The 20,095-nt window shown below is 68.6% G+C and carries 16 protein-coding genes; 7 read left to right on the top strand and 9 right to left on the bottom strand.

Annotated elements, in window-relative coordinates:
• Nucleotides 1-356: 356 nt before the first annotated feature.
• Complete coding sequence (locus FBZ89_RS02895; RefSeq protein WP_145748546.1) at nt 357-2,753, top strand: glycoside hydrolase family 95 protein; 2,397 nt, start codon at nt 357-359, stop codon at nt 2,751-2,753.
• A 36-nt stretch (nt 2,754-2,789) separates the two neighbouring features.
• Here FBZ89_RS02895 and FBZ89_RS02900 read toward each other — a convergent pair whose 3' ends face one another.
• The 5 genes from FBZ89_RS02900 to FBZ89_RS02920 form a co-directional block, all read right to left on the bottom strand.
• Entirely contained in the window at nt 2,790-4,457 is a 1,668-nt protein-coding gene (locus FBZ89_RS02900; RefSeq protein ID WP_145748547.1) for a methyl-accepting chemotaxis protein, read from the bottom strand.
• A 41-nt stretch (nt 4,458-4,498) separates the two neighbouring features.
• On the bottom strand, nt 4,499-5,290 hold the full coding sequence (locus FBZ89_RS02905; RefSeq protein ID WP_186457163.1) for a transporter: 792 nt from the start codon (nt 5,288-5,290) through the stop codon (nt 4,499-4,501).
• A gap of 130 nt (nt 5,291-5,420) precedes the next feature.
• A complete protein-coding gene (locus FBZ89_RS02910) occupies nt 5,421-6,902 on the bottom strand; it encodes an efflux transporter outer membrane subunit (RefSeq protein ID WP_145748549.1) in 1,482 nt (493 codons plus the stop codon).
• Nucleotides 6,899-10,072 (bottom strand): efflux RND transporter permease subunit, encoded by a 3,174-nt coding sequence (locus FBZ89_RS02915; protein ID WP_145748550.1) that lies wholly within the window; start codon nt 10,070-10,072, stop codon nt 6,899-6,901. The genes FBZ89_RS02910 and FBZ89_RS02915 overlap by 4 nt, the downstream gene beginning before the upstream one ends.
• Before the next feature lie 4 nt (nt 10,073-10,076).
• Nucleotides 10,077-11,249, bottom strand: coding sequence for an efflux RND transporter periplasmic adaptor subunit (locus FBZ89_RS02920; protein ID WP_246172047.1), 1,173 nt, complete (start codon nt 11,247-11,249; stop codon nt 10,077-10,079).
• Nucleotides 11,250-11,950: 701 nt separating this feature from the next.
• Between FBZ89_RS02920 and FBZ89_RS02925 the strand changes: the two genes are divergently transcribed.
• From FBZ89_RS02925 to FBZ89_RS02940, 4 genes are all read left to right on the top strand, one after another.
• Entirely contained in the window at nt 11,951-12,208 is a 258-nt protein-coding gene (locus FBZ89_RS02925; RefSeq protein WP_145748552.1) for a hypothetical protein, read from the top strand.
• Nucleotides 12,205-12,390, top strand: coding sequence for a hypothetical protein (locus FBZ89_RS02930; RefSeq protein ID WP_040845379.1), 186 nt, complete (start codon nt 12,205-12,207; stop codon nt 12,388-12,390). The genes FBZ89_RS02925 and FBZ89_RS02930 overlap by 4 nt, the downstream gene beginning before the upstream one ends.
• 147 nt (nt 12,391-12,537) lie before the next feature.
• A complete protein-coding gene (locus tag FBZ89_RS02935; protein ID WP_186457164.1) occupies nt 12,538-13,314 on the top strand; it encodes a ribonuclease T2 family protein in 777 nt (258 codons plus the stop codon).
• Nucleotides 13,311-13,508, top strand: a complete 198-nt coding sequence (locus tag FBZ89_RS02940; protein ID WP_145748554.1) for a hypothetical protein — start codon at nt 13,311-13,313, stop codon at nt 13,506-13,508. Before FBZ89_RS02935 ends, FBZ89_RS02940 begins: the two co-directional genes overlap by 4 nt.
• 59 nt (nt 13,509-13,567) lie before the next feature.
• Here FBZ89_RS02940 and gatA read toward each other — a convergent pair whose 3' ends face one another.
• Both gatA and gatC read right to left on the bottom strand, forming a co-directional pair.
• The gene (gene gatA / locus FBZ89_RS02945) at nt 13,568-15,052 is read right to left on the bottom strand and encodes an Asp-tRNA(Asn)/Glu-tRNA(Gln) amidotransferase subunit GatA (protein ID WP_145748555.1); all 1,485 of its coding nucleotides are present in this window, start codon (nt 15,050-15,052) and stop codon (nt 13,568-13,570) included.
• Nucleotides 15,052-15,339, bottom strand: coding sequence for an Asp-tRNA(Asn)/Glu-tRNA(Gln) amidotransferase subunit GatC (gatC, locus tag FBZ89_RS02950; protein ID WP_145748556.1), 288 nt, complete (start codon nt 15,337-15,339; stop codon nt 15,052-15,054). The genes gatA and gatC overlap by 1 nt, the downstream gene beginning before the upstream one ends.
• Before the next feature lie 101 nt (nt 15,340-15,440).
• Between gatC and ruvX the strand changes: the two genes are divergently transcribed.
• Nucleotides 15,441-16,013, top strand: coding sequence for a Holliday junction resolvase RuvX (gene ruvX, locus FBZ89_RS02955; protein ID WP_145748557.1), 573 nt, complete (start codon nt 15,441-15,443; stop codon nt 16,011-16,013).
• A 6-nt stretch (nt 16,014-16,019) separates the two neighbouring features.
• Nucleotides 16,020-16,946: an AEC family transporter gene (locus FBZ89_RS02960; RefSeq protein WP_145748558.1), complete on the top strand. Its 927-nt coding sequence runs from the start codon at nt 16,020-16,022 to the stop codon at nt 16,944-16,946.
• A gap of 64 nt (nt 16,947-17,010) precedes the next feature.
• Here the strand turns inward: FBZ89_RS02960 and FBZ89_RS02965 are convergent, their stop codons facing one another.
• A complete protein-coding gene (locus tag FBZ89_RS02965) occupies nt 17,011-18,333 on the bottom strand; it encodes a sugar MFS transporter (RefSeq protein ID WP_211115088.1) in 1,323 nt (440 codons plus the stop codon).
• Between the two features lie 135 nt (nt 18,334-18,468).
• Complete coding sequence (locus FBZ89_RS02970; RefSeq protein WP_145748560.1) at nt 18,469-20,091, bottom strand: carboxylesterase/lipase family protein; 1,623 nt, start codon at nt 20,089-20,091, stop codon at nt 18,469-18,471.
• Nucleotides 20,092-20,095: the final 4 nt, after the last annotated feature.

The raw sequence follows: 20,095 nt of genomic DNA on the forward strand, positions 1-20,095 counted from the left end.
CCTTGTTCTTCTCGGGGTCTTCTTGGGTGCCGCTAGCCGATGCCGCCACCCGACCCGGGCCTCCCTGGTGCCGGACAGGTGGATTCGCGGGGGCCCGTCCCACCTCTATTCCCGTCGGGATGGGCGGATTTCCAGGGGCGCGAATTAATAGGATGATAACGCTATCATCCAGCCCCCGCAAGCGAGCCACGCCTTGCCCCATGATACCGGTCACATTAGGATCACCGGCAACGGCGGCGCTGACCGCCGGTGACGGAGGAAACGGGCGCCCCAGCGCGGCCGGCGGCCGGACGGGCCCGCCGCATACTGATCCCCTGTCCTGATTGCCGATCCACTACGGGGAAGGTCGCCTGCCCATGTCCACGATATCGCGCCGGGAAATCCTGATGGCCAGCGCCGCCGCCCTGCTGTCGGCCGGCGCCGCGCGGCCCACCCTGGCGCAGGAGGTGCCGCCCGCCGCCCCGGTAGCGCCCCTGCCCACCCCGGATCCGGCCCAGACACTCTGGTACAACCAGCCGGCGGCGCAGTGGGTGGAGGCCCTGCCCGTGGGCAACGGCCGGCTGGGGGCCATGGTGTTCGGCGGCATTTCCATGGAACGTCTGCAGTTGAACGAGGACACGTTCTACGCCGGCGGCCCTTACGACGACGTGAATCCGGAGGCCAAGGCCAACCTGCCGCAGGTGCGCGCGCTGATCTTCCAGGGCAAATACAAAGAGGCGGAGGTGCTGGCCGGCGCCAAGCTGATGGCCAAGCCCCTGAAGCAGATGCCCTATCAGCCGCTGGGCGACGCCGTGCTGCTGTTCCAGAGCCTGGACACGGTGCACGACTATCACCGCCGGCTGGATCTGGACACCGCCGTGACCACCACGCGCCTGGTCAGCGGCGGCGGCGCCTGGTCGTCCACCCATACGCGTGAGGTGTTCGCCAGCGCACCGGACCAGGTGATTGTGACCCGGCTCTCAGCCAACGAGCCAGGGCTGGTCAGCGCCAACCTGTCGCTGCTGACGCCCCAGAACGCCACCTTGGTGGCGGATGGCCCGGACGGCCTGCTGCTGACCGGCATCGGCCCCAGCCGCTTCGGCATCGAGGGGCGGCTGAAATTCGCCGTGCGCCTGAAGGTCATCGCCAGCGGCGGCACCGTGCGGGCCGGCAGCGACGGCATCGTCATCGACCATGCCGATGAGGCCGTGGTGCTGATCACCGCCGCCACGGGCTACAGGCGCTACGACGACATCAGCGCCGACCCGGCGGCCCTGACGGCCGCCACGCTGGCCCAGGCCGCCAAGCCCTATGCCCAGCTGCTGGCCGACCATGTGGCGGAGCATCAGCGCCTGTACCGCCGCGTGGCCCTGGACCTGGGGACGACGCCCGCCGCCGGCCTGCCCACGGATGAGCGCGTGCGCGCCGCCGCCCCGCAGGACGACCCGGCCCTGGCCGCCCTCTATTTCAACTATGGCCGCTATCTGCTGATCAGCAGTTCCCGCCCCGGCAGCCAGCCCGCCAACCTGCAGGGCCTGTGGAATGAGCAGGTGGATCCGCCTTGGGAGTCCAAGTGGACCATCAACATCAACACCGAGATGAACTACTGGCCGGCGGAGCTGGTGGACCTGGGTGAATGCGTGCAGCCCCTGGTGGGCATGCTGAAGGACCTGTCGGAAACCGGCGCGCGGGCGGCGCGGGATATGTACGGTGCCGGCGGCTGGATGGCCCACCACAATACCGACGTCTGGCGGGTGGTGGGGCCGCCGGATGGCCCCAAATGGGGCCTCTGGCCCATGGGCGGCGCATGGCTCTGCCGCCACCTGTGGGACCATTACGACTATGGCCGGGACACGGATTTCCTGGCCGACATCTACCCCATCCTGAAGGGCGCCTCGCAGTTCTTCCTGGATACGCTCATGGTCCTGCCGGGCAGCGACTGGCTGGTCACCAACCCGTCGCTGTCGCCGGAAAACGAGCACCCCCTGGGCACCTCGCTGTGCGCCGGGCCGGCCATGGACCGGCAGATCCTGCGCGACCTGTTCGCCATCACCGTCAAGGCCGGCGAAATCCTGGGCAAGGATGCCGACTTCCGCGCCCGGGTGACGGCCGCGCGCGGCCGCCTGCCCCCCGACCGCATCGGCCACGCCGGCCAGTTGCAGGAATGGCTGGAGGACTGGGACATGCAGGCGCCGGAGATTCACCATCGCCACGTCTCCCACCTCTACGCTGTCTACCCCAGCGACCAGATCAACCGGCGCGTCACGCCGGACCTGATCCAGGCCGCGCGCCGGACGCTGGAGATCCGGGGGGACGACGCCACCGGCTGGGGCCTGGGCTGGCGCCTGAACCTGTGGGCGCGCCTGGGCGACGGCGACCATGCGCACGCCATCCTGAAGCTGCTGCTGGGACCCGACCGCACCTACCCCAACCTGTTCGACGCCCACCCGCCCTTCCAGATCGACGGCAATTTCGGCGGCACGGCGGGCATGGTGGAAATGCTGGTGCAAAGCATCAGCGACAACATTGAGCTGTTGCCCGCCCTGCCCAGCACCTGGGGTCACGGCAGCCTGCGCGGCGTGCGGATGCGCGGCCAGGGCCGGCTGGACCTGGCCTGGAAGGACGGCACGCTGGCGCAGGCCGCCTTGCGCAACATCGGCAAGCAGCCGCGACGCTGGCAGGTGCGATTGGGCGAGGACGTGGTGGCGGTGGCGGTGCCGGCCGGTGGTGAAAAGCGCGTGGCGCTGAAAAACGGCAGGCTGGCCCTCGCCTGAGGAGCAGCCCGCCGCCCATCATGAATGCCCCTGCGGCTACGCCGCGCGCAGCTGGGCCAGGAAGGCATCGACCTGCGCACGCAGCACCTGGGCCTCGCCGGTCAGCTCGGTGGAAGAGGCCTCGACCTCCGCCGACTTGCGGGCGGTCTTGCCGGCGCGTTCGTTGACGCCGTAGATGTTCTCGGTGATCTCCTCCGTCGCCCGCGCCGTCTCGCCCACATTGCTGACGATGGCCTGGGTCGCGGCGCCCTGCTCCTGCACCGCCGCGGCGATGATGGAGGCGATCTCGTCGATGCGGCGGATGGTGGCGCCGATATCGCTGATGGCCGTCACCGCCTGGCCGCTGGCGCCCTGGATGGCGCCGACATGGGCGGCGATCTCATCCGTGGCCCGGGATGTCTGGGTCGCCAGCGCCTTCACCTCGGACGCCACGACGGCGAAACCTTTGCCGGCCTCACCCGCCCGTGCCGCCTCGATGGTGGCGTTCAGCGCCAGCAGGTTGGTCTGCCCGGCGATGTCGCTGATCAGTTGGACCACGGCGCCGATGCGGTTGGCCACCTCGGCCAGGCCATCGACCGTGCCGCGCGTCGCGTCCACCTGGACCACCGCCTCACGGGCCACGACGGCGGAATTCTCCACCTGGCGGCTGATCTCCCCGATGGAGGAGGACAACTCCTCGCTGGCCGTCGCCACGGTGCGGACGTTGCCGGCGGACTGGCTGGCGGCGGCCGAAACGGTGGTGGTCTGGCGCAGGCTCTCTTCCGCGGCGGTGCCCAACTCGCGGGCCGTCGTCTGGATGTCGGCGGCGGCCGTCGCCACCTTGTCCACCACGGCGCGCACCGTCGCCTCGAAATGGTCGGCGGCGCGGGCCATGGCGGCCTTGCGCTGGGCCTCGGCCTCCGCCTTCAAAGTCGCCTGTTCGGCCGCGAGCGCGTCACCCTTGATCAGGCTTTCCTTGAACACCTCGACCGCGCGGGCCATGGCGCCGATCTCATCCCCGCGCGCCACGCCGGGCACATCCACCTGCCGGGCGCCGCCGGCCATGGTCTCCATGACGCCGCGCAGCAGATCCACGGGCCGGGTGATGGACCGCCCCGTGACCCAGGACAGCACCAGGCTCAACACGATGGCGATGCCGGCGAAGGCGAAGCCCAGGACGCGGCCCTTGGTGGATGCGGCGTCGAAGGCCCTCTCCGCATCCTCGGACTGCTGCAGGTTCAGCGCCGCCATCTTCTCCAGGTTCTGGGTCATCTGGTCGCGCGCCTCGTCCACCTTGCCGTCCAGCTCACGGATGGCGGGGGTTAAGGCATCGGTTTTCTCCAGCGCCGGCAGCATTTGCTGCTCGAAGATGGCCATATAGTCGCGCAAACCCGCCTCGGCGCCGTCCAGGGCGGCCTTTTCCTCCGGCAGGTCGGCTTCGGCGCGCAGGTCCTTGAACATGGCCAGAATGCCCTGCTTCTTCTCGGCCCAGTCCTTGCGGGTCTCATCCAGGTTGTGGTTGATCTCCGCGTCCGCGACGATGGCGTAGAGGTCGTTGCCGGCCGATACGGCGCGCACCGACTTGGAAGCCACGCCGGACGTGTCCGTCAGCGTCGCCTTGCTCTCGGCCAACCAGCTGAGGGTCAGCGTGAAGACCCCCGCGATCAGCAGGATCATCAGCACGGTCATGGCCGAAGACAGGGTCAGTTTGTGCGCCAGTTTCATCGCGGGCCTCCGGGTTCGGTCACGAAATCCAAGTCAAAAAATCAGAAGCGGATGGTGAAGCCGATGAAGGGGTTCACATCATCGGCCGCCTTGCTCAGGCCGATGTTCACGCCACCATCCACGGAGAAGTTCGGCGTCACTTGATAGGTCACGCCTAAGTCCAAGGTGGCGACGGTGGCGGCATCGGGGCCGGTCTGCCGCTCGCCATACAGCTCTATATAGCCGTCCAGCACCTCGCCCAACGGGTGGCTGAGGCTGACGGAAAAGGTCAGGTCGGGATCGTAGCCGTCGCCGATGGCGTTGCGGTTCACGGCCAGCGTGGTCTGCGTGCCCAGTTCCCATTCCCCACCCAGCTTGATGGCGAAGGGCACGCCGATGCCGCCCTCGAAGGCGCCATTGCCGTAGGCGGTGGCGGCCGTGGGCAGCTTCACGAAGGGGATCAGGCCCAGGGCGGTCGTGCCCTCGCGATCATTGCCCCACAGGTTGATCTTGGCGCGCACGGTCATGTCCGACCAGCCGTGCAACCGGGTGTGGCTGCCGTTCCGCTCCGACAGGCCCATGACGGTGTAGGCGGGGGTGATGATGTCGACTTCCGTGTCGTCCCAGATGCCGATGCGGATATTGGGCGCCATGAAGACGGACTCGTGCTTGCGCGTGCCGTCGTCGTTATAGAAGTCGCGGTTATGGCTGATGATGTCCGTCTCGACCTGGACATGGCCAGGATCGATCGTGTAGGGGCCGTCGGTCTTGTCCGGTCGGTCGGGCGCGAATTCGCGCAAGCCCCCCTCTTCAGCGAAGGCGGGCGCGATACCGGCCGTGGCCAACAGCGCCACCGCCCATAATCCGGTTCTTAAGGAAAAATTCCGCAAAGCCAGCCCCGCCGTCGCCTGTGACAAATCGTCCCTGCGACACACGGTGCCAGGAATGGGTTTCCGGATGGTTAACCAAATGAACCGTCGAAGGTTACCGGGTGATGAGGCCCCCATCGGGCGGGGCGGCGTGGCCGGGCTCGCCCCCCTCCTCCGCTGGCGGCACGTTCCACCAGCCGCCGCCCAAGGCCTGGAACAGGGCGGCCGTGTCCATCAGACGGGCCGCCTGGGCCTGCATCAGAGTCAGGCGCGCCTGCGCCGCCGCCTGCTGCGCCGCCAGCACGGCCGAGGGCGCGGCCGCCCCCAGGGCCAGCTGCCGCCGGGCGAGGTCCATGGCATGGGCGGCGGCGGCGTCCGCCCGCTGCGCCGCCGCCAGGGCATCGCCGTCGCTTTTCAGCGCCGACAGGGTATCGGCCACGTTCTGGAAGGCCAGGACCACAGCGGACCGGTACTGCGCCGCCGCCTGGTCCAGGGCCGCCCGCGCCGCCTTTTCCTTATGCGCCAGGCTGAACCCTTCGAACACCGGCTGGGTCAGGCTGGCGCCGAAATTCCAGAAGCCGTTGCCGGCGGTGAACAGACTGTTCAACGCCGAGGCGCTGGACCCTGCCGCCCCGCTGAGCGTCAGGTTGGGCAGGCGGTTGGCCACGGCCACGCCGACATTGGCGCTGGCGACATGCAGGTTGGCGGCGGCCAGGCGGATGTCGGGCCGCTGTTCCACCAGCCGGACCGGCAGGCTGTAGGGCAGCTCCGCGGGCAGGGCCAGATCGCCCAGCTGGAAGGTTTCCGGCGTCGGGTCGGCCGGCATGCGGCCCAGCAGGGCATTCAGCTGATGGCGCTGCTGTTCCAGCTGCTTTTCCAGGGGCGGCAGCGTCTGTTCGGCTTGCGCCAGCGCCGTCTCCCCCGCCGCCACGTCGGCGGCCGAGACCTGGCCCAGGTCCCGCTGGCGGCGCAGGATGGCCAGGGCCTTGCCGGCGTCGGCGATGATGGACCGGGTGGCGCCGACCTGCCCGCGCAGACTGGCCTCCGTCACCGCCGCCACCACCACGTTGGACGTCAGGGTCAGGTACGTCGCCTCGACCTGGAAGCGCTGGCCCTCGGTGGTGGCGTCCAGCGCCTCCTGCCCGCGCCGGGTGCCGCCCCACAGGTCCGGGCTGTAGGATACGGACAGCTGCGGGGTGAACAGGTTCAGCTGCGGCGCGTTGTTGGCCGCCGTGGGCGCCACGGTGCCGGTGGGGTCCTTCTGCCGCGTGGCCTGGAAGCTGGCGTCGATGCTGGGCAGGAAGGACCCGGCGTTGGCGTAGGCGTTTTCGCGCGCCACGCGCAGGGCCGCCTGCGCCGCCGCGACGTCGGCGTTGTGGGCCATGGCCTCACGCACCAGCCCGTCCAGGGCCGGCGATTTGAACAGCACCCACCAGTCGGCCGGAATGTCGCGGCCGGCCAACAGGCTCTGGTCCGGCAGCTTGGGCGGCGGGGCCAGCGCCGTCTGCGGCGGGGCGGCTGGTGTCCGGTAGTCCGGACCGACGGCGCAGGCCGCCAGCAGCAGGGCGGGGAGGATGGGCAGGACGTGGCGCATCATTCAGCCTCCCCCACCTGGACCGGGCCATCCCGCATGGGCAGCGCGGTGCGGCTGGAGAACAGGCTGATCAGCACCGGCAGCACCACCAGAATCAGGATGGGCGCCAGCAGGATGCCGCCCACCACCACCATGGCCAGCGGCCGCTGGACCTGGGATCCGATGCCGTGCGACAGGGCCGCCGGCAGCAGGCCGACGCAGGCGGCGATGCAGGTCATCATGACGGGACGCAGGCGCGTCTCCGCCGCCTTCACCAGCGCCGCCGCCCGTTCCATGCCGGCGTGGACCAGCTGGTTGAAGTAAGAGATGACGATGATGCCCTCCATCACCGAGATGCCGAACAGGCCGATGAAGCCGATGGCGGCGGAGATGGAGAAGGGCGTGCCGGTGGCGGCCAGGATGAAGATGCCGCCGACCAGCGCCATGGGCATGACGCTGGCCGCCAGCAGGGTGTCGGTCATGGAGGCGAAGTTGAGGTACAGGAGCACGCAGATCAGCGCCAGGCTGACCGGGACGGCCACCGCCAGGCGGCGCACCGCGTCCTGCAGGTTGCCGAACTCACCCACCCATTCCAGGCGATAGCCGCCGGGCAGTTGCACCTGCTCCGCCACCTTCTGCTGCGCCTCCAGCACGGCGCTGCCCAGGTCGCGGCCGCGCACGCTGAACTTGATGGGGATGTAGCGTCCCTGTCCCTCGCGATAGATGAAGGACGCGCCGGAGACCATGCGGATATCGGCCACGTCGGCTAGGGGGATGGGTGCGGTCCCGGTGCCCAGCGCGGTCGTCCCCACGGTGATGTGGCGGATGGCGTCCAGGCTGCCGCGATCCTCAAGCGACAGGCGCACCATGATGGGGAAATTGCGGTCGCTGCCATCCTCATACAGGTTGCCAGCCGCCTGCCCGCCGATGGCGGCCTGGACCACGGCGTTGACGTCGCCGGTGGACAGGCCGTAGCGGGCGGCCTTGGCCCGGTCCACCGTGATCTTGATGGTGGGCTGGCCCAGCGACTTGAAGACGCCCAGGTCGGTGACGCCCGGCACGGTGGACATCACCTGTTTGATACGGTTGGCGGTCTTTTCCAGCGTTTCCAGGTCGTTGCCGAACAGCTTGACCGAGTTCTCACCCTTAACGCCGCTGGCCGCCTCCTCCACATTATCCTCGATATATTGGGAGAAGTTGAACTCGATGCCGGGGAAGCGCTCGCTCAGTTTGGCTTCGATATCGCGGGTCAGGCGTTCCTTGTCCCAGCCTTCGGGCCAGCTGTCGAAGGGCTTCAGCGGCACGAAGAACTCGGCATTGAAGAAGCCGGTGGCGTCGGTGCCGTCATCGGGACGCCCATGCTGGGAGATGACGGTCTCCACCTCCGGATAATCCTTGATGATGCGGCGGATGCCGTCCACCGCCTCGGTCCCCGCCTCCAGCGAGATGGACAGCGGCAGGTTGGCGCGGATCCAGAGGTTGCCCTCCTCCAGGTGCGGCAGGAATTCCATGCCCATGAAGCGGGTGCAGACGATGGCCAGCACCATCAGCGCGCCGGCCACGGCCAGCACCAGGCGCCGGTTGGCCAGGGCCAGGCGCAGCAGGGGCGGATAGAGGCGGTGCAGCACACGCACCACCACCGTGTCATGCTCCCGCACCTGCTCGGGCAACAGGATGGCGCTCAAGGCCGGGGAGATGGTGAAGGTGGCGATCAGGCCGCCGGCGATGGCGTAGGCATAGGTCTTGGCCATGGGGCCGAAGATGTGCCCCTCCACCCCCGACAGGGTGAACAAGGGCACGAAGCCAGCGATGATGATGGCGGCGGAGAAGAAGATGGCGCGATTGACCTCGACGGCGGAGTTGGCGATGACGCCGAACCGGCCCTTCAGGATCACGTCCTGCCGCACGCTGTGCAGGATGGAGGCTTTGGCGAACCGCTCCTTGGGCGGCTGCGCCAGGTGGCGGAAGATGTTCTCCACCATGATCACGGTGGCGTCCACGATCAGGCCGAAGTCGATGGCGCCGACGGACAGCAGGTTGGCCGATTCCCCGCGCAGGGTCATGATCAGGATGGCGAAGAACAGGGCGAAGGGCACCGTGGCCGCCACGATGACGGCGCTGCGCAGGTCGCCCAGGAACAGCCACTGCACGAAGAAGATCAGGACGATGCCCGTGACCATGTTGTGCAGCACGGTATGGGTGGTCAGGTCGATCAGGTCCGACCGGTCGTAGATGGTCTTGAGGTACACGCCCGGCGGCAGGATGCCGGAATTGTTGATCTTCTCCATCTCCGCCTTGGCGGCCAGGATGGTGGGCTTGCTCTCCGCCCCCCGGCGCATCAGCACGATGCCCTGGACGATGTCGTCCTGGCCGTCCCGCCCGGCGATGCCCAGGCGCGGCTGGTTGCCCACGGTGACGGTGGCGACGTCGCCCACCAGGACGGGCGCGCCGTTGTTGGCCGCCAGCAGGGTGCCGCGGATGTCGTCCAGCGAATGGATCTGGCCCACGCCGCGCACCACCATGGCCTGGTCGCCGATGTTCACCGTCTGGCCGCCGACGTTGATGTTGGCGTTGTTCAGGGCTTGCAGCACGCCGGGAATGGTCAGGCCGTAGGCGGTCAGCTTGCGCTGGTCCACCGTCACCTCATAGGCCTTGGTCTTGCCGCCCCAGCCGGACACGTCGATGACCCCCGGCACGGCCTTGAAGCGACGCTGCAGCACCCAATCCTGCAGGGTCTTGAGGTCGGTGACGGAATAGCCCGGCGGCCCCACCACCTGATAGCGCAGGATTTCGCCGATGGGGCTTTCTGGCGAAATGGCCGGCTGCACACCCGACGGCAGGTTGGACAGCTGCGACAGCTGGTTCGTCACCCGCTGCACCGCCTCGTCATAGGTGAAGTCGTAGGTAAACTGGATCTTGATGTCCGACAGCCCGAACAGCGAGACGGAGCGGATGGCCGTGACATGGGGGATGCCGGCCATCTGCACCTCGATGGGCACGGTGATGTAACGTTCGATCTCCTCGGCCGACTGACCGCTGTTCTGGGTCACGATCTCCACCATGGGCGGGACCGGATCGGGATAGGCCTCGATGTTCAGGCGCAGGAAGGCGCCCACACCCACCACCAGCAGGACGGCCAGCGCCGCCAGCATCAGCACGCGCTGGCGCAGCGCGAAAATGACGACCTTGTTCATGATCTCAGTCGCCCTGCGCCGCGCGATCGATGAATAGCGCGCCCTTGGTCACCACGCTGTCCCCCGCCTTCAGGCCGTCCAGCACCTCCACCAGGCCGTCCTGCTGCCGTCCCAGGGTGACGGGGCGCAACGCCAAGGCGTGGCGGGCGGCGTCGGCCACCCAGACGCGCGACACGTCGCCCTCATGGATCACCGCCCGTTCCGGCACGGCCAGGGCCGGGGCGGCGGGGGCGGAGGCCAGGCGCACGGTGGCCATCATCTCCGGCTTCAGGGCGCCGTCGGCGTTGTCCAGGGTGACGCGTACCGCCAGGCGCCGGGTGGCTGGGTCGATGGCGGGCGCGACCGCCGTCACCCGGCCCCGGAACACCCGGGCCGGATAGGCGGGCACGCGCGCCTCCACCTCCTGCCCCACGGCAACCGCCGGGGCGTCGGCCTCGCGCACATTGGCCAGCAGCCAGACGGTGGAAAGGTCGGCCAGGGTGAAGGCCACGGCGCCGCCGTTGGCCGCGCCATTGACGTACTGGCCCGGGGATACCTGGCGCTGCAGCACCGTGCCGGCCACGGGTGCGCGCACCGGCGTCGGCGCCAGGGCGGCACCCTCATGCGCCAGGGCCGCAATCTCCTGCGGGGTGCGGCCCAGCACGCGCAGCCGGTCGCGCACGGCGGCCAGGGTCGCCTGCGCCGTGCGGGCGGCCGTTTCCGCCGTCACCAGGTCCACCTGGGCTTGCTGCCAATCCTTCAGGGCGCCGCCGTCGGCCTGGTAGAGGTCGCGCTGGCGCTGTTCCGTCACGCGGGCCTGACGCAGTTGGGCATCCGCCGCGGCGGCGGCCGAAGCGGCGGTCGCCAGGTCGCCGCGCCCCTGCGCCATGTCGGTTGCGTCCACGGTCATGAGCACCGAGTCCTTGGCCACAGGGTCGCCCACGCGGGCGGTCACCGTGCCCACCTGACCGGAAACGGGGGAATAGACCGGCGTCGTCGCCTCATCATTGGCCGTCACCCGGCCATCGGTGTCGATGTGGGTCTGGAAGGGGTGCGGGGCCACGGTTTCCATGCCCAGCGTCGCCCACTGGCCCGGCGTCACCTGGAAGGTGCCGGGGGTGGCCTCGGGCTGGGGCGGCGGCGAGGCCGGCCGCGCATCGCTTTCCCTGATCACGATCATCCCCACGACCGCGGCCACCAGCAAGGCGGCCCCCAGCCACTGCAGCCCGCGACCGGGACTGGGAAGAAAGCGGAAAGAAGGCACCCTAGACACTCCACGCCACAGTCGCGGGCAAACGGGGGAAGGCCTAAACAGCCGCGTCGCGATGACGCACCCACACGGTGCACCGCAAAAACCAAGGAAACGCGGGATCGCACCTTTGCAGGACCAGGGCAATGGGCCATTTCAGCGCAGGCGTCGCCGGATTTACTGGAGACGATTCCAAATTTTATGGTTTGCGTACCATCGCGGTGTCGATTTGATTACACCGCACCGCGTGCACCGGCGCCGGAACGGTCGTTTTCCTTGGAATGTGCCGGGCGGCCGGCCCATCGACGGGCTTTCCCGGACGGCCGGCGGAGGGTTGGGCAGGTGCCCACCGACCGGCTGGGCCATTTGACGCAGGTCATAGGCCGAACGGCCGAAGACACGGTCTCGCCTCTCCACCCGCCGCCTTTGGTCATGCCGTACGGCAGGCCGGATATTCCCATCCTCGACCCGCCAGGCGGGTGGATAGGCATTCCGGCACGGCCCTTAGCGCTTTGGCCCGCCTGCCAGTTGCCACGGCAACGGGCCCCGCTATTTCCCGATTTGTTACCAGGGGAAGGCCCGGTGGGCCCTTCCGAATGGATCGTGAGATGCGCCGCTGGGGGCCGTCTAAGAAGGTCTGGAGGTCGCCCGTGCTGAACGCCCTGCGCAACCTTTTGTCGGTCACCGTCGTTCTTCTGCTGCTGGTTCCCCTGACGGATTTGACCATGCAGGTGCTGCCCCCCGTCATCGGCGCGCTGCCGCCGCTGCTGGTGGGCCTGGTCTTCCTGGCCTTCATGGGCCAGGTGCTGGTGGCCACCGTCCGCCATGCCCGCCTGCCGGGCATCCACTTGCCCAAGCCTGGGACCGGCTCCCATCCCGGTTCCCTGACGAGAGAGATCGCCCCATGAACGCCCCCCTCCGCAACATCCTTTACGCCATCCTCAGTCTGCTGCTGATCATCATGCTGGTGGATTTGGCCGTGACCCTGCTGCCGCCCATCCTGGCAGAGGTGTTGCGCATCATCGTCGGCATCGGTGTCTTCCTGTTCCTGCTGCAGTTCCTGGCAGGCCTGTTCCGCAGAACGCCCTGACACCTTAAGATCCCGACAACGCCGAATAGGCTTGGCCGCCATCGCCAGGCCTATTCCTTTTGTTCCCCTTTTGGACCTATTTCCCCTTGACGGCGGCCGCGCGTTCCCACACTCCATAAGGGCAAACCGGATGGGGAGATGCACGCGATGCGCAAGGGTCTTCGGAACACCGCAACGGCCTTGGTTATGGCCACCTGCCTGGCCGGGGGCACCGCCCTGGCCGCCGATGCCGCCGGGGGCGCGTCGGTTCCCGGCGACAAGCAGACGCCCGGCCATCACACTTACATGTTCGTGCTGAGCTGGGAGCCGGAGTTCTGCTACCTGCACGGCGATGGCCATCCGGAGTGTGCCGCCGGCGACCGCGCCACCAGCTTCGGCGCCACCCACCTGACCCTGCACGGCCTGTGGCCGCAGTGGAGCAGCGCCTGCTCCCTCTCCGCCAAGGACAACGACCCCACCTGGAAGGACCGCGTGCTGCCGCCCCTGTCGCCATCGGTCCAGGGCACCCTGGCGGAGGTCATGCCCGGCATCGCCTCCGGCCTCACCTTGCATGAATGGCAGAAGCACGGCTATTGCAGCGGCCTGTCCGCCGACCAGTACTATGCCCAGGCCGGCGCCATGGTGAAGACGCTGGCCAGCAGCAAAGCCGGCACCCTGCTGGCCGAGGCCACGGGCAAGGGCGTGACGCGCAAGGCCCTGTGCGACGCCCTGGCCGCGGACTTCGGCGAGGCGGCGCGCCAGTCCGCCGTGCTGGGCACGGGCAAGGCCGCCTTCCTGACCCAAATCACCTTCACCCTGAAGGCCGCCGACGACGGCACCACCGCCCTGGACGCCGCCCACCTGACCGACAGCCCCGCCGACCAACCCGGCCGCTGCGACAAGGGCAACCCGGATGAGGCGCTGAAGGTGGCGGGGTTCAAGTGATCCGGCCGACGCTGGCCGAGATCGGCTGGTCGATGGTCTCGGGCCTGATCATGGCCGCCCTGTGCGCCGGTGCCGACGCCTTTGAGAATGTCCACGACGGCGCCCTCGTCCGGCACGCGGTCGAGATCTTCATAGTCGCGTCCGCCGTTGACCTGGGCATGGCGCTGCGGCGTCGGTCCAAGCGCCGGTCCTAAGAAAAAAGGCGGCGCCCGCGAGGACGCCGCCTTTCTTCATTCCGGAACCGGAACAGCCTTTACGACACCAGCGGCGGCAGGGGCTGCGGGCCGGCGGCCTGTTCGATGACGTGGCCGACCTTCAACACGGTGGCCTCATCGAACGGACGGCCCAGCACCTGCAGGCCCAGGGGCAGGCCCTCGCCGCTCAGGCCCGCCGGCACCGACAGGCCGGGCAGGCCCGCCAGGTTGGCGGGCACGGTGAAGACGTCGTTCAGGTACATGGCGATGGGGTCGTCCATCTTCTCGCCGATACCGAAGGCGGCCGACGGGGCGGTGGGCGTCAGGATGACGTCGCACTGCTCGTACGCCTTGGTGAAGTCCTCGGCGATGCGGGCCCGCACCTTCTGCGCCTTCAGGTAATAGGCGTCGTAGTAGCCGGCCGACAACACGTAAGTGCCGATCATGATGCGGCGCTTCACCTCGGCGCCGAAGCCCTCGGCGCGGGTGTTCTCATACATCTCCTTCAGGTCCTTGCCCTCGACGCGCAGGCCGAAGCGCACGCCGTCATAACGGGCCAAGTTGGAGGAGGCCTCGGCCGGGGCCACGATGTAGTAGGCCGGCAGGGCGTACTTGGTGTGCGGCAGGCTGATCTCCACCGGCGTGGCGCCGGCGGCCTTCAGCCATTCGATGCCCTGCTGCCACAGCCGCTCGATTTCCGCCGGCATGCCGTCGACACGGTATTCCTTGGGAATGCCCACGCGCAGGCCGCGGATGTCGCCGGTCAGCGCGGCGGCATAGTCCGGCACCGGCACATCGATGGAGGTGCTGTCCTTGGGATCGTAGCCGGCCATGGAGCGCAGCATGAGGGCCGCGTCCTTCACCGTGCGGGTCATGGGGCCAGCCTGGTCCAGGGACGAGGCGAAGGCGACAATACCCCAGCGCGAGCAACGGCCGTAGGTCGGCTTGATACCGACGATGCCGACGAAGCTGGCAGGCTGGCGGATGGAGCCGCCGGTGTCGGTACCGGTGGCGCCCAGCGCCAGGCGCGCGGCCACGGCGGCGGCCGATCCGCCCGAGGAGCCGCCGGGCACCAGCTTGCGCGTGAAATTGCCGGCCGCGTCCTTGGGCGACCACGGGCTGATCACCGGGCCGTAATGGCTGGTGATGTTGGCCGAGCCCATGGCGAATTCGTCCAGGTTCAGCTTGCCCAGCATGACGGCGCCGTCGCGGAACAGCTGGGTGGTGACCGTGCTCTCATACGGCGGGACGAAGCCGTCCAGGATGTGGCTGGCGGCCGTGGTCTGCACACCCTCGGTGCAGAACAGGTCCTTGATGCCCAGGGGCAGGCCATCCAGAGCCCGCTGCCCGCCCTTGGCGTAGCGGGCGTCGGCATCCGCCGCCTGCTTCAGCGCCGCGTCCGGCGTCTCGATGATGTAGGCGTTCAGCTCCTTGGTCGCCGCCATGGCGTCCAGGTGCGCCTGGGTCAGCTCGACGGCGGTGAACTCCTTGGCGGCCAAGCCGGCCAAGGCGTCGGCCATGGTCAGGTGGGTCAGCTTCGTCATCACTCGACAACCTTGGGCACGGAAAAGAAATTCTCGGTGGCATCGGTGGCGTTGGCGACCACCTTTTCCGGATAACCGCCATCGGTCACGGCGTCGGGGCGGCGGCGCAGGTTGGCCGCGACCACGCTGGTCATCGGTTCGATGCCTTGGGTGTCCACCTCGCCCAGCATTTCCACCCACGTCATGATGGTGCTGAGTTCGCCGGCCAGTTGCTCCAGATCGGAGTCCGGGACCTTGATGCGGGCGAGATGCGCGATCTTCGCCACGGTGGCCTTGTCGAGGGACATGGTGCTAAGTCTCTCCTTCGGAATAAGGAGCCACGGGGGCGATGACAGGCGGCGTGTCGTATGCCGCCGGCCCCCGGGCGGCGCGGAAGGTAACACCCGGTATGGCGATCCGCAACATCAGGGACCTCAAGGCCCAGCTGCCCCCCGGCGGGCGGCTGATGGGCCTGGATCTGGGCTCGAAAACCATCGGCATGGCGATCTCCGATCCCGGCCTGACCGTGGCCTCGCCGGTCGGCACCATCATGCGGCGCAAGTTCACGACCGACGTGCAGGACCTGGCCAAGGAGCTGCGCGGCCGCAACGTCGCCGGCTTCGTCATCGGCCTGCCCCGCAACATGGACGGCAGCGACGGCCCGGCCGCCCAATCGGCCCGCAGCTTCGCCCAGAACCTGATCGAACAGCCCCAGCTGCTGGGCGGCCCAGTGCCCGAGATCGCCTTCTGGGACGAGCGCCTGTCCACCTCGGCCGTCAGCCGCATGATGATCGAGTGGGACATGACCCGCAAACGCCGGGACGAGGTGGTCGACCGCATGGCCGCGGCCTACATCCTTCAGGGCGCCCTGGACTTCATGGCGGCCGAGGCCGCGCGCGCCGCCCTGGCCGCCCGTGACGAAGCGGGGGGTGATGCGGCCGGGGGTGACCCGGCAGTGGAAGATGACGATCTGGACGACTGACCAGGCATGCTGCAGGTCCTGACGGCGCTGGCGCCCACCTTCCTGCTGATCGCGATCGGCTTCGGGTTGCGGCATTTCAAGCTGATCGACGCCGCCTTCTGGGGTGCGGCCGAACGGCTGATCTATTACCTGCTGTTCCCCGCCCTGCTGATCGACGGCACCGCCAAGACCGACCTGTCGGGCATGGACATCTGGGCCATGGGCGGCGCGCTGGTGGGCGGCATCCTGCTGCTGAGCGCCGGCCTGCAACTGAGCTGCCGCCGCCTGTCGGGCAGCGATCCGGCCTACACCTCGGTCTTCCAGGGGGCGGTGCGGGTCAACACCTACGTCGCCATGGCCCTGGGCGCCGCGCTGCTGGGCCCGCACGGCACGGCCCTGATGGCCATCGGCGTGCTGTTCTGCATGCCCACGGTGAACATCCTCAGCATCCTGGTGATGCAGCGCCACGGCGACATGCCGGCCGGCATGAAGCGCCATCCCATGCGCACCCTGTGGCAGATCCTGAGCAACCCGCTGGTCTGTTCCGTCATCGTGGGCGCCGCCCTGAACCTGGCCGGCGTCCGGCAGATTCCGGTGGTATCGCCCGTCATGGCCGTGCTGGGCCAGGCCAGCCTGCCGCTGGGCCTGCTGGCCGTGGGCGCCGGCCTGGGCTTTTCCGCCATCCGCGGCGCCAAGGTGGCGGTGGCCATCAGCAGCATGGCCCGGCTGGCCGTCCTGCCCGTCATCACGGCGCTGCTGGCCAAGGTGCTGGGTGTCCAGGGCAACGCCTTCGTTGCCGTGGTGCTGTACAACGCCCTGCCCACCTCGGTCAGCGCCTATGTCCTGGCCCGGCAGATGGGCGGCGACGCCCCGTTGATGGCCGGCATCATCACCTTCCAAACCCTGGCGGCGGCCGTCACCCTGCCGGTGCTTCTGGCCCTGTTGACCGCCTGAAACGACTTCGGCGGCGCAGGGGTGCCCTACGCCGCCGATCGTCACGTCAAAAAGCCCACACGCGTCAGTGCATGGACACCGCGCGGGGGGCGCCGCCGGTCTTGGCGGCGGGCTTGCCCGACAGCAGGTGCAGGCCGGTCAGCAGGCCGTAGCCGGCGATCATCAAGTAGCAGGCCACCGGCACGATGAAGGCCAGCACCAAGCTGGTCAGATCGGCGACCTTGCCCGTGATCATGGGCACCACGGCCCCGCCGAAGATGGCCAGGCACAGCATGCCGGCACCCTGGGGCGTCTCTTCCTCCAGCCCATCGATGGCGATGGTGAAGATGGTGGGGAACATGATGGAGTTGCACAGGCCCACCGACAGGATGGTGGCCATGGCAACCGTGCCGCTGCTGGCCATGGACAGGCTGACCAGCAGCGCGGCGGCCAGCGAACAGGCCATGAGCACGATGCCGGGGCGGGCGAAGCGCAGGACGACGGAGCCGATGAAGCGGCCGATCATGGCGCCGCCCCAGTACAGGCTGACCAGCACGGCAGCCTTGGATTCCGGTGTGTTCAGCACATCATGCAGGTGAATCAGGCCGGCGACCCAGGTGCCGAAGTCCGATGCCACGTCCCGCGTGCGGTCCAGGGTCAGGTAGTTCACCATGGCGCTGCCGATGGACACCTCCGCCCCGACATAGACGAAGATGGAAACCACGCCCAGAGCCAGCTGGCTGTGGCGCAGCACTTTCAGGCTGAGGCCGCTGCCTGACTGCTGGTCGGTGGAGGCCCCCTCACGGCCCCGCAGGAACCAGAACAGGATGGACAGGACCACCAGCAGGGCCGCGATCATGAGGAAGGGCACATGCACGCCGCGCGCGCTGGCATCCCCATCCGCCGCTTTGGATAGGATGAAGACCGAGCCCAGGATGGGCCCCAGCGTCGTGCCAAGGGAGTTGAAGGCCTGCGCCAGGTTCAGACGGCTGGAGGCCGTCTCAGGCCGCCCCAACAGGGACATGAGCGGATTGGCCGCCACCTGCAGCACGGTGATGCCGCCGGCCATGACGAACAGCGCCAGCAGGAAGGCAACGAACAGCCCCATGCTGGAGGCCGGCACGAACAGCAGGCAGCCCAGGGTCATGATGACCAAGCCGGCGACGATGCCGCGCAAATAGCCCAGGCGTGCCAGCAGCGCGCCCGCCGGAACCGACACGACGAAGTAGGCCAGGAAGAAGGCGAACTGCACCAGCATCGCCTCGGTGTAGTTCAGCGAGAACTGTTCCTTCAGCTTGGGGATCACGGCGTCCACGATGGACGTGGCGAAGCCCCAGGCGAAGAACAGCATGACGACGATCGGGGCCAGCGACGTCATGGATTTGTTGTGGGCGGATGCGGTCGACATCGATCGTTCGTCCAGTCGGTATGATAAGTCCGGGCCCGAGGGGTTTGACATCCGTCGGGCCCGGGTTCAATGGCTATTACGACACATTCGTATTTTATTGCGTCGCGAAATGAAATTTTCCGCAACGCAACATGATTAGTTCGATGCCGCCTTGGACCGCTGCTCCGCCACCTTCTGGGCCAGGTCCAGCCGGTCCTTCATCGGGTCGACCTCCAGCACCGGCCCCTTGGTGCCGAAGTCCATCAGGCGTTCATCCCGGCCCGCCTTGAAGGGCGTCCAGGCCGGCAGGCCCTGGGGCTCGGGCTTGCCCGTCTTGGCGAAGGCCACCCAGTAGGCGTGCGCCGCCTTGGCCGCCGCCGCGTCCGCCGCCGTCAGCGCGTCGCCATAGCGGGCCTTCACCGTATCGAAGACGAAGGGGATTTCGGTGGCATGCGGCGTGCCCCACCATTCCTTGCGCATGCTTTCCGCCACATAGGAATAGCGGAACAGGTAGACGGGCGATTTGTGGGCCGACAGCAGGCGGGCGGTTTCGCGCGCCGGCTCGATGAACATGAAGGCACCCGCCACGCGGTGGCCGATCAACTTCACATCGCGTGACCCGTCCGGATCGAACAGGGCCAGCGCCTTGTCCTTGTCGGCGCCGAAGGGCGCCAGCACATCGTCCAACGAACCGCCAAAGAAGAAGCCGTCGGCCCCGGTGGCGCCCACCATCACCGGCACGTCGGCGCCCGCGCCCGCCGCATAGGCCGTGACCGGTGCCGAATAGCGCACCACGGCGCCATCCACCATGGGTCCGGAATATGTCGGCACGTTCATGGTGGCCATGTTCAGACCATCCACCACCGCCTCCGCCGGCAGGGCGCGCAGGGCCGCCAGGCCGGTGGCGCCCGTGTCGGTGATGCCGTGCTGGGCGGCATAGGCCAGGCCCGATTTTTCCGCCGACGGCGCGTCACCGTCCGCATGCAGGGGCGGCGTGGGCAGAATGCGCTCACGGCCGGCGCCCGACTGGACGATGCCCCGGTTGAACAGGCCCTTGGCCATGGGGGAGGTCAGCAGGGTGTGGACGGAGATGCCGCCCGCGGATTCCCCGAAGATGGTGACATTGTCGGGGTCGCCGCCGAAGGCGGTGATGTTGCGCTTCACCCACTGCAAGGCCGCCAGTTGGTCGAGATAGCCGTAGTTGCCCACGGGGCCCTGCCCCGCCTCCGCCACCAGGGCGGGATGGGCGAAGAAGCCGAAGCGGCCGACGCGGTAGTTGAAACTGACCAGCACCACGCCGTCACGGGCGAAGTTCGACCCATCATAGACGGCGGGGGAACTGCCGCCGTTCACGAAGCCGCCCCCGTAGATCCACACCATCACCGGCCGCTTGGCGCCCGGCTTGACGGTGTCGGCGGGTGCCCAGACGTTCAGGTACAGGCAATCCTCCGCCGGGGCCACCCCCAGGGGCGCCGCATCGCCCGGCAGCGGCTTCTGCATGCAGTCGGCGCCATACTCGGCGCCGGAGCGCACGCCGGCCCAGGCGGCGGCCGGCCGCGGCGGGCGCCAGCGCAAGGCCCCCACCGGCGGGGCGGCGAAAGGGATGCCCTTGAACGCCGCCACATCGCCACTGACCACGCCGGAGACCCGGCCCTGTTCCACCTGCACCACCGGCCCCGGGGCTGGCCCCGGGGTTGGCGCCGCGGTCTCCGCCGCGAAGGCCGGCGCCGCGGCGGCCAGCAGCAGCGCCAGAGCCGCCCGCTTCATCATCTTGGACATCGCG

Source organism: Nitrospirillum amazonense (genome assembly GCF_007828045.1).
GTDB classification, from domain to species: domain Bacteria; phylum Pseudomonadota; class Alphaproteobacteria; order Azospirillales; family Azospirillaceae; genus Nitrospirillum; species Nitrospirillum amazonense_C.

Excerpts from the sequence above, each read along its gene's own strand:
- FBZ89_RS02895 (WP_145748546.1), top strand. The coding sequence starts at position 357 with ATGTCCACGATATCGCGCCGGGAAATCCTGATGGCCAGCGCCGCCGCC.
- FBZ89_RS02900 (WP_145748547.1), bottom strand. The coding sequence starts at position 4,457 with ATGAAACTGGCGCACAAACTGACCCTGTCTTCGGCCATGACCGTGCTG.
- FBZ89_RS02910 (WP_145748549.1), bottom strand. The coding sequence starts at position 6,902 with ATGATGCGCCACGTCCTGCCCATCCTCCCCGCCCTGCTGCTGGCGGCC.
- FBZ89_RS02915 (WP_145748550.1), bottom strand. The coding sequence starts at position 10,072 with ATGAACAAGGTCGTCATTTTCGCGCTGCGCCAGCGCGTGCTGATGCTG.
- FBZ89_RS02930 (WP_040845379.1), top strand. The coding sequence starts at position 12,205 with ATGAACGCCCCCCTCCGCAACATCCTTTACGCCATCCTCAGTCTGCTG.
- FBZ89_RS02935 (WP_186457164.1), top strand. The coding sequence starts at position 12,538 with ATGCGCAAGGGTCTTCGGAACACCGCAACGGCCTTGGTTATGGCCACC.
- gatA (WP_145748555.1), bottom strand. The coding sequence starts at position 15,052 with ATGACGAAGCTGACCCACCTGACCATGGCCGACGCCTTGGCCGGCTTG.
- gatC (WP_145748556.1), bottom strand. The coding sequence starts at position 15,339 with ATGTCCCTCGACAAGGCCACCGTGGCGAAGATCGCGCATCTCGCCCGC.
- ruvX (WP_145748557.1), top strand. The coding sequence starts at position 15,441 with ATGGCGATCCGCAACATCAGGGACCTCAAGGCCCAGCTGCCCCCCGGC.
- FBZ89_RS02960 (WP_145748558.1), top strand. The coding sequence starts at position 16,020 with ATGCTGCAGGTCCTGACGGCGCTGGCGCCCACCTTCCTGCTGATCGCG.
- FBZ89_RS02965 (WP_211115088.1), bottom strand. The coding sequence starts at position 18,333 with ATGTCGACCGCATCCGCCCACAACAAATCCATGACGTCGCTGGCCCCG.
- FBZ89_RS02970 (WP_145748560.1), bottom strand. The coding sequence starts at position 20,091 with ATGTCCAAGATGATGAAGCGGGCGGCTCTGGCGCTGCTGCTGGCCGCC.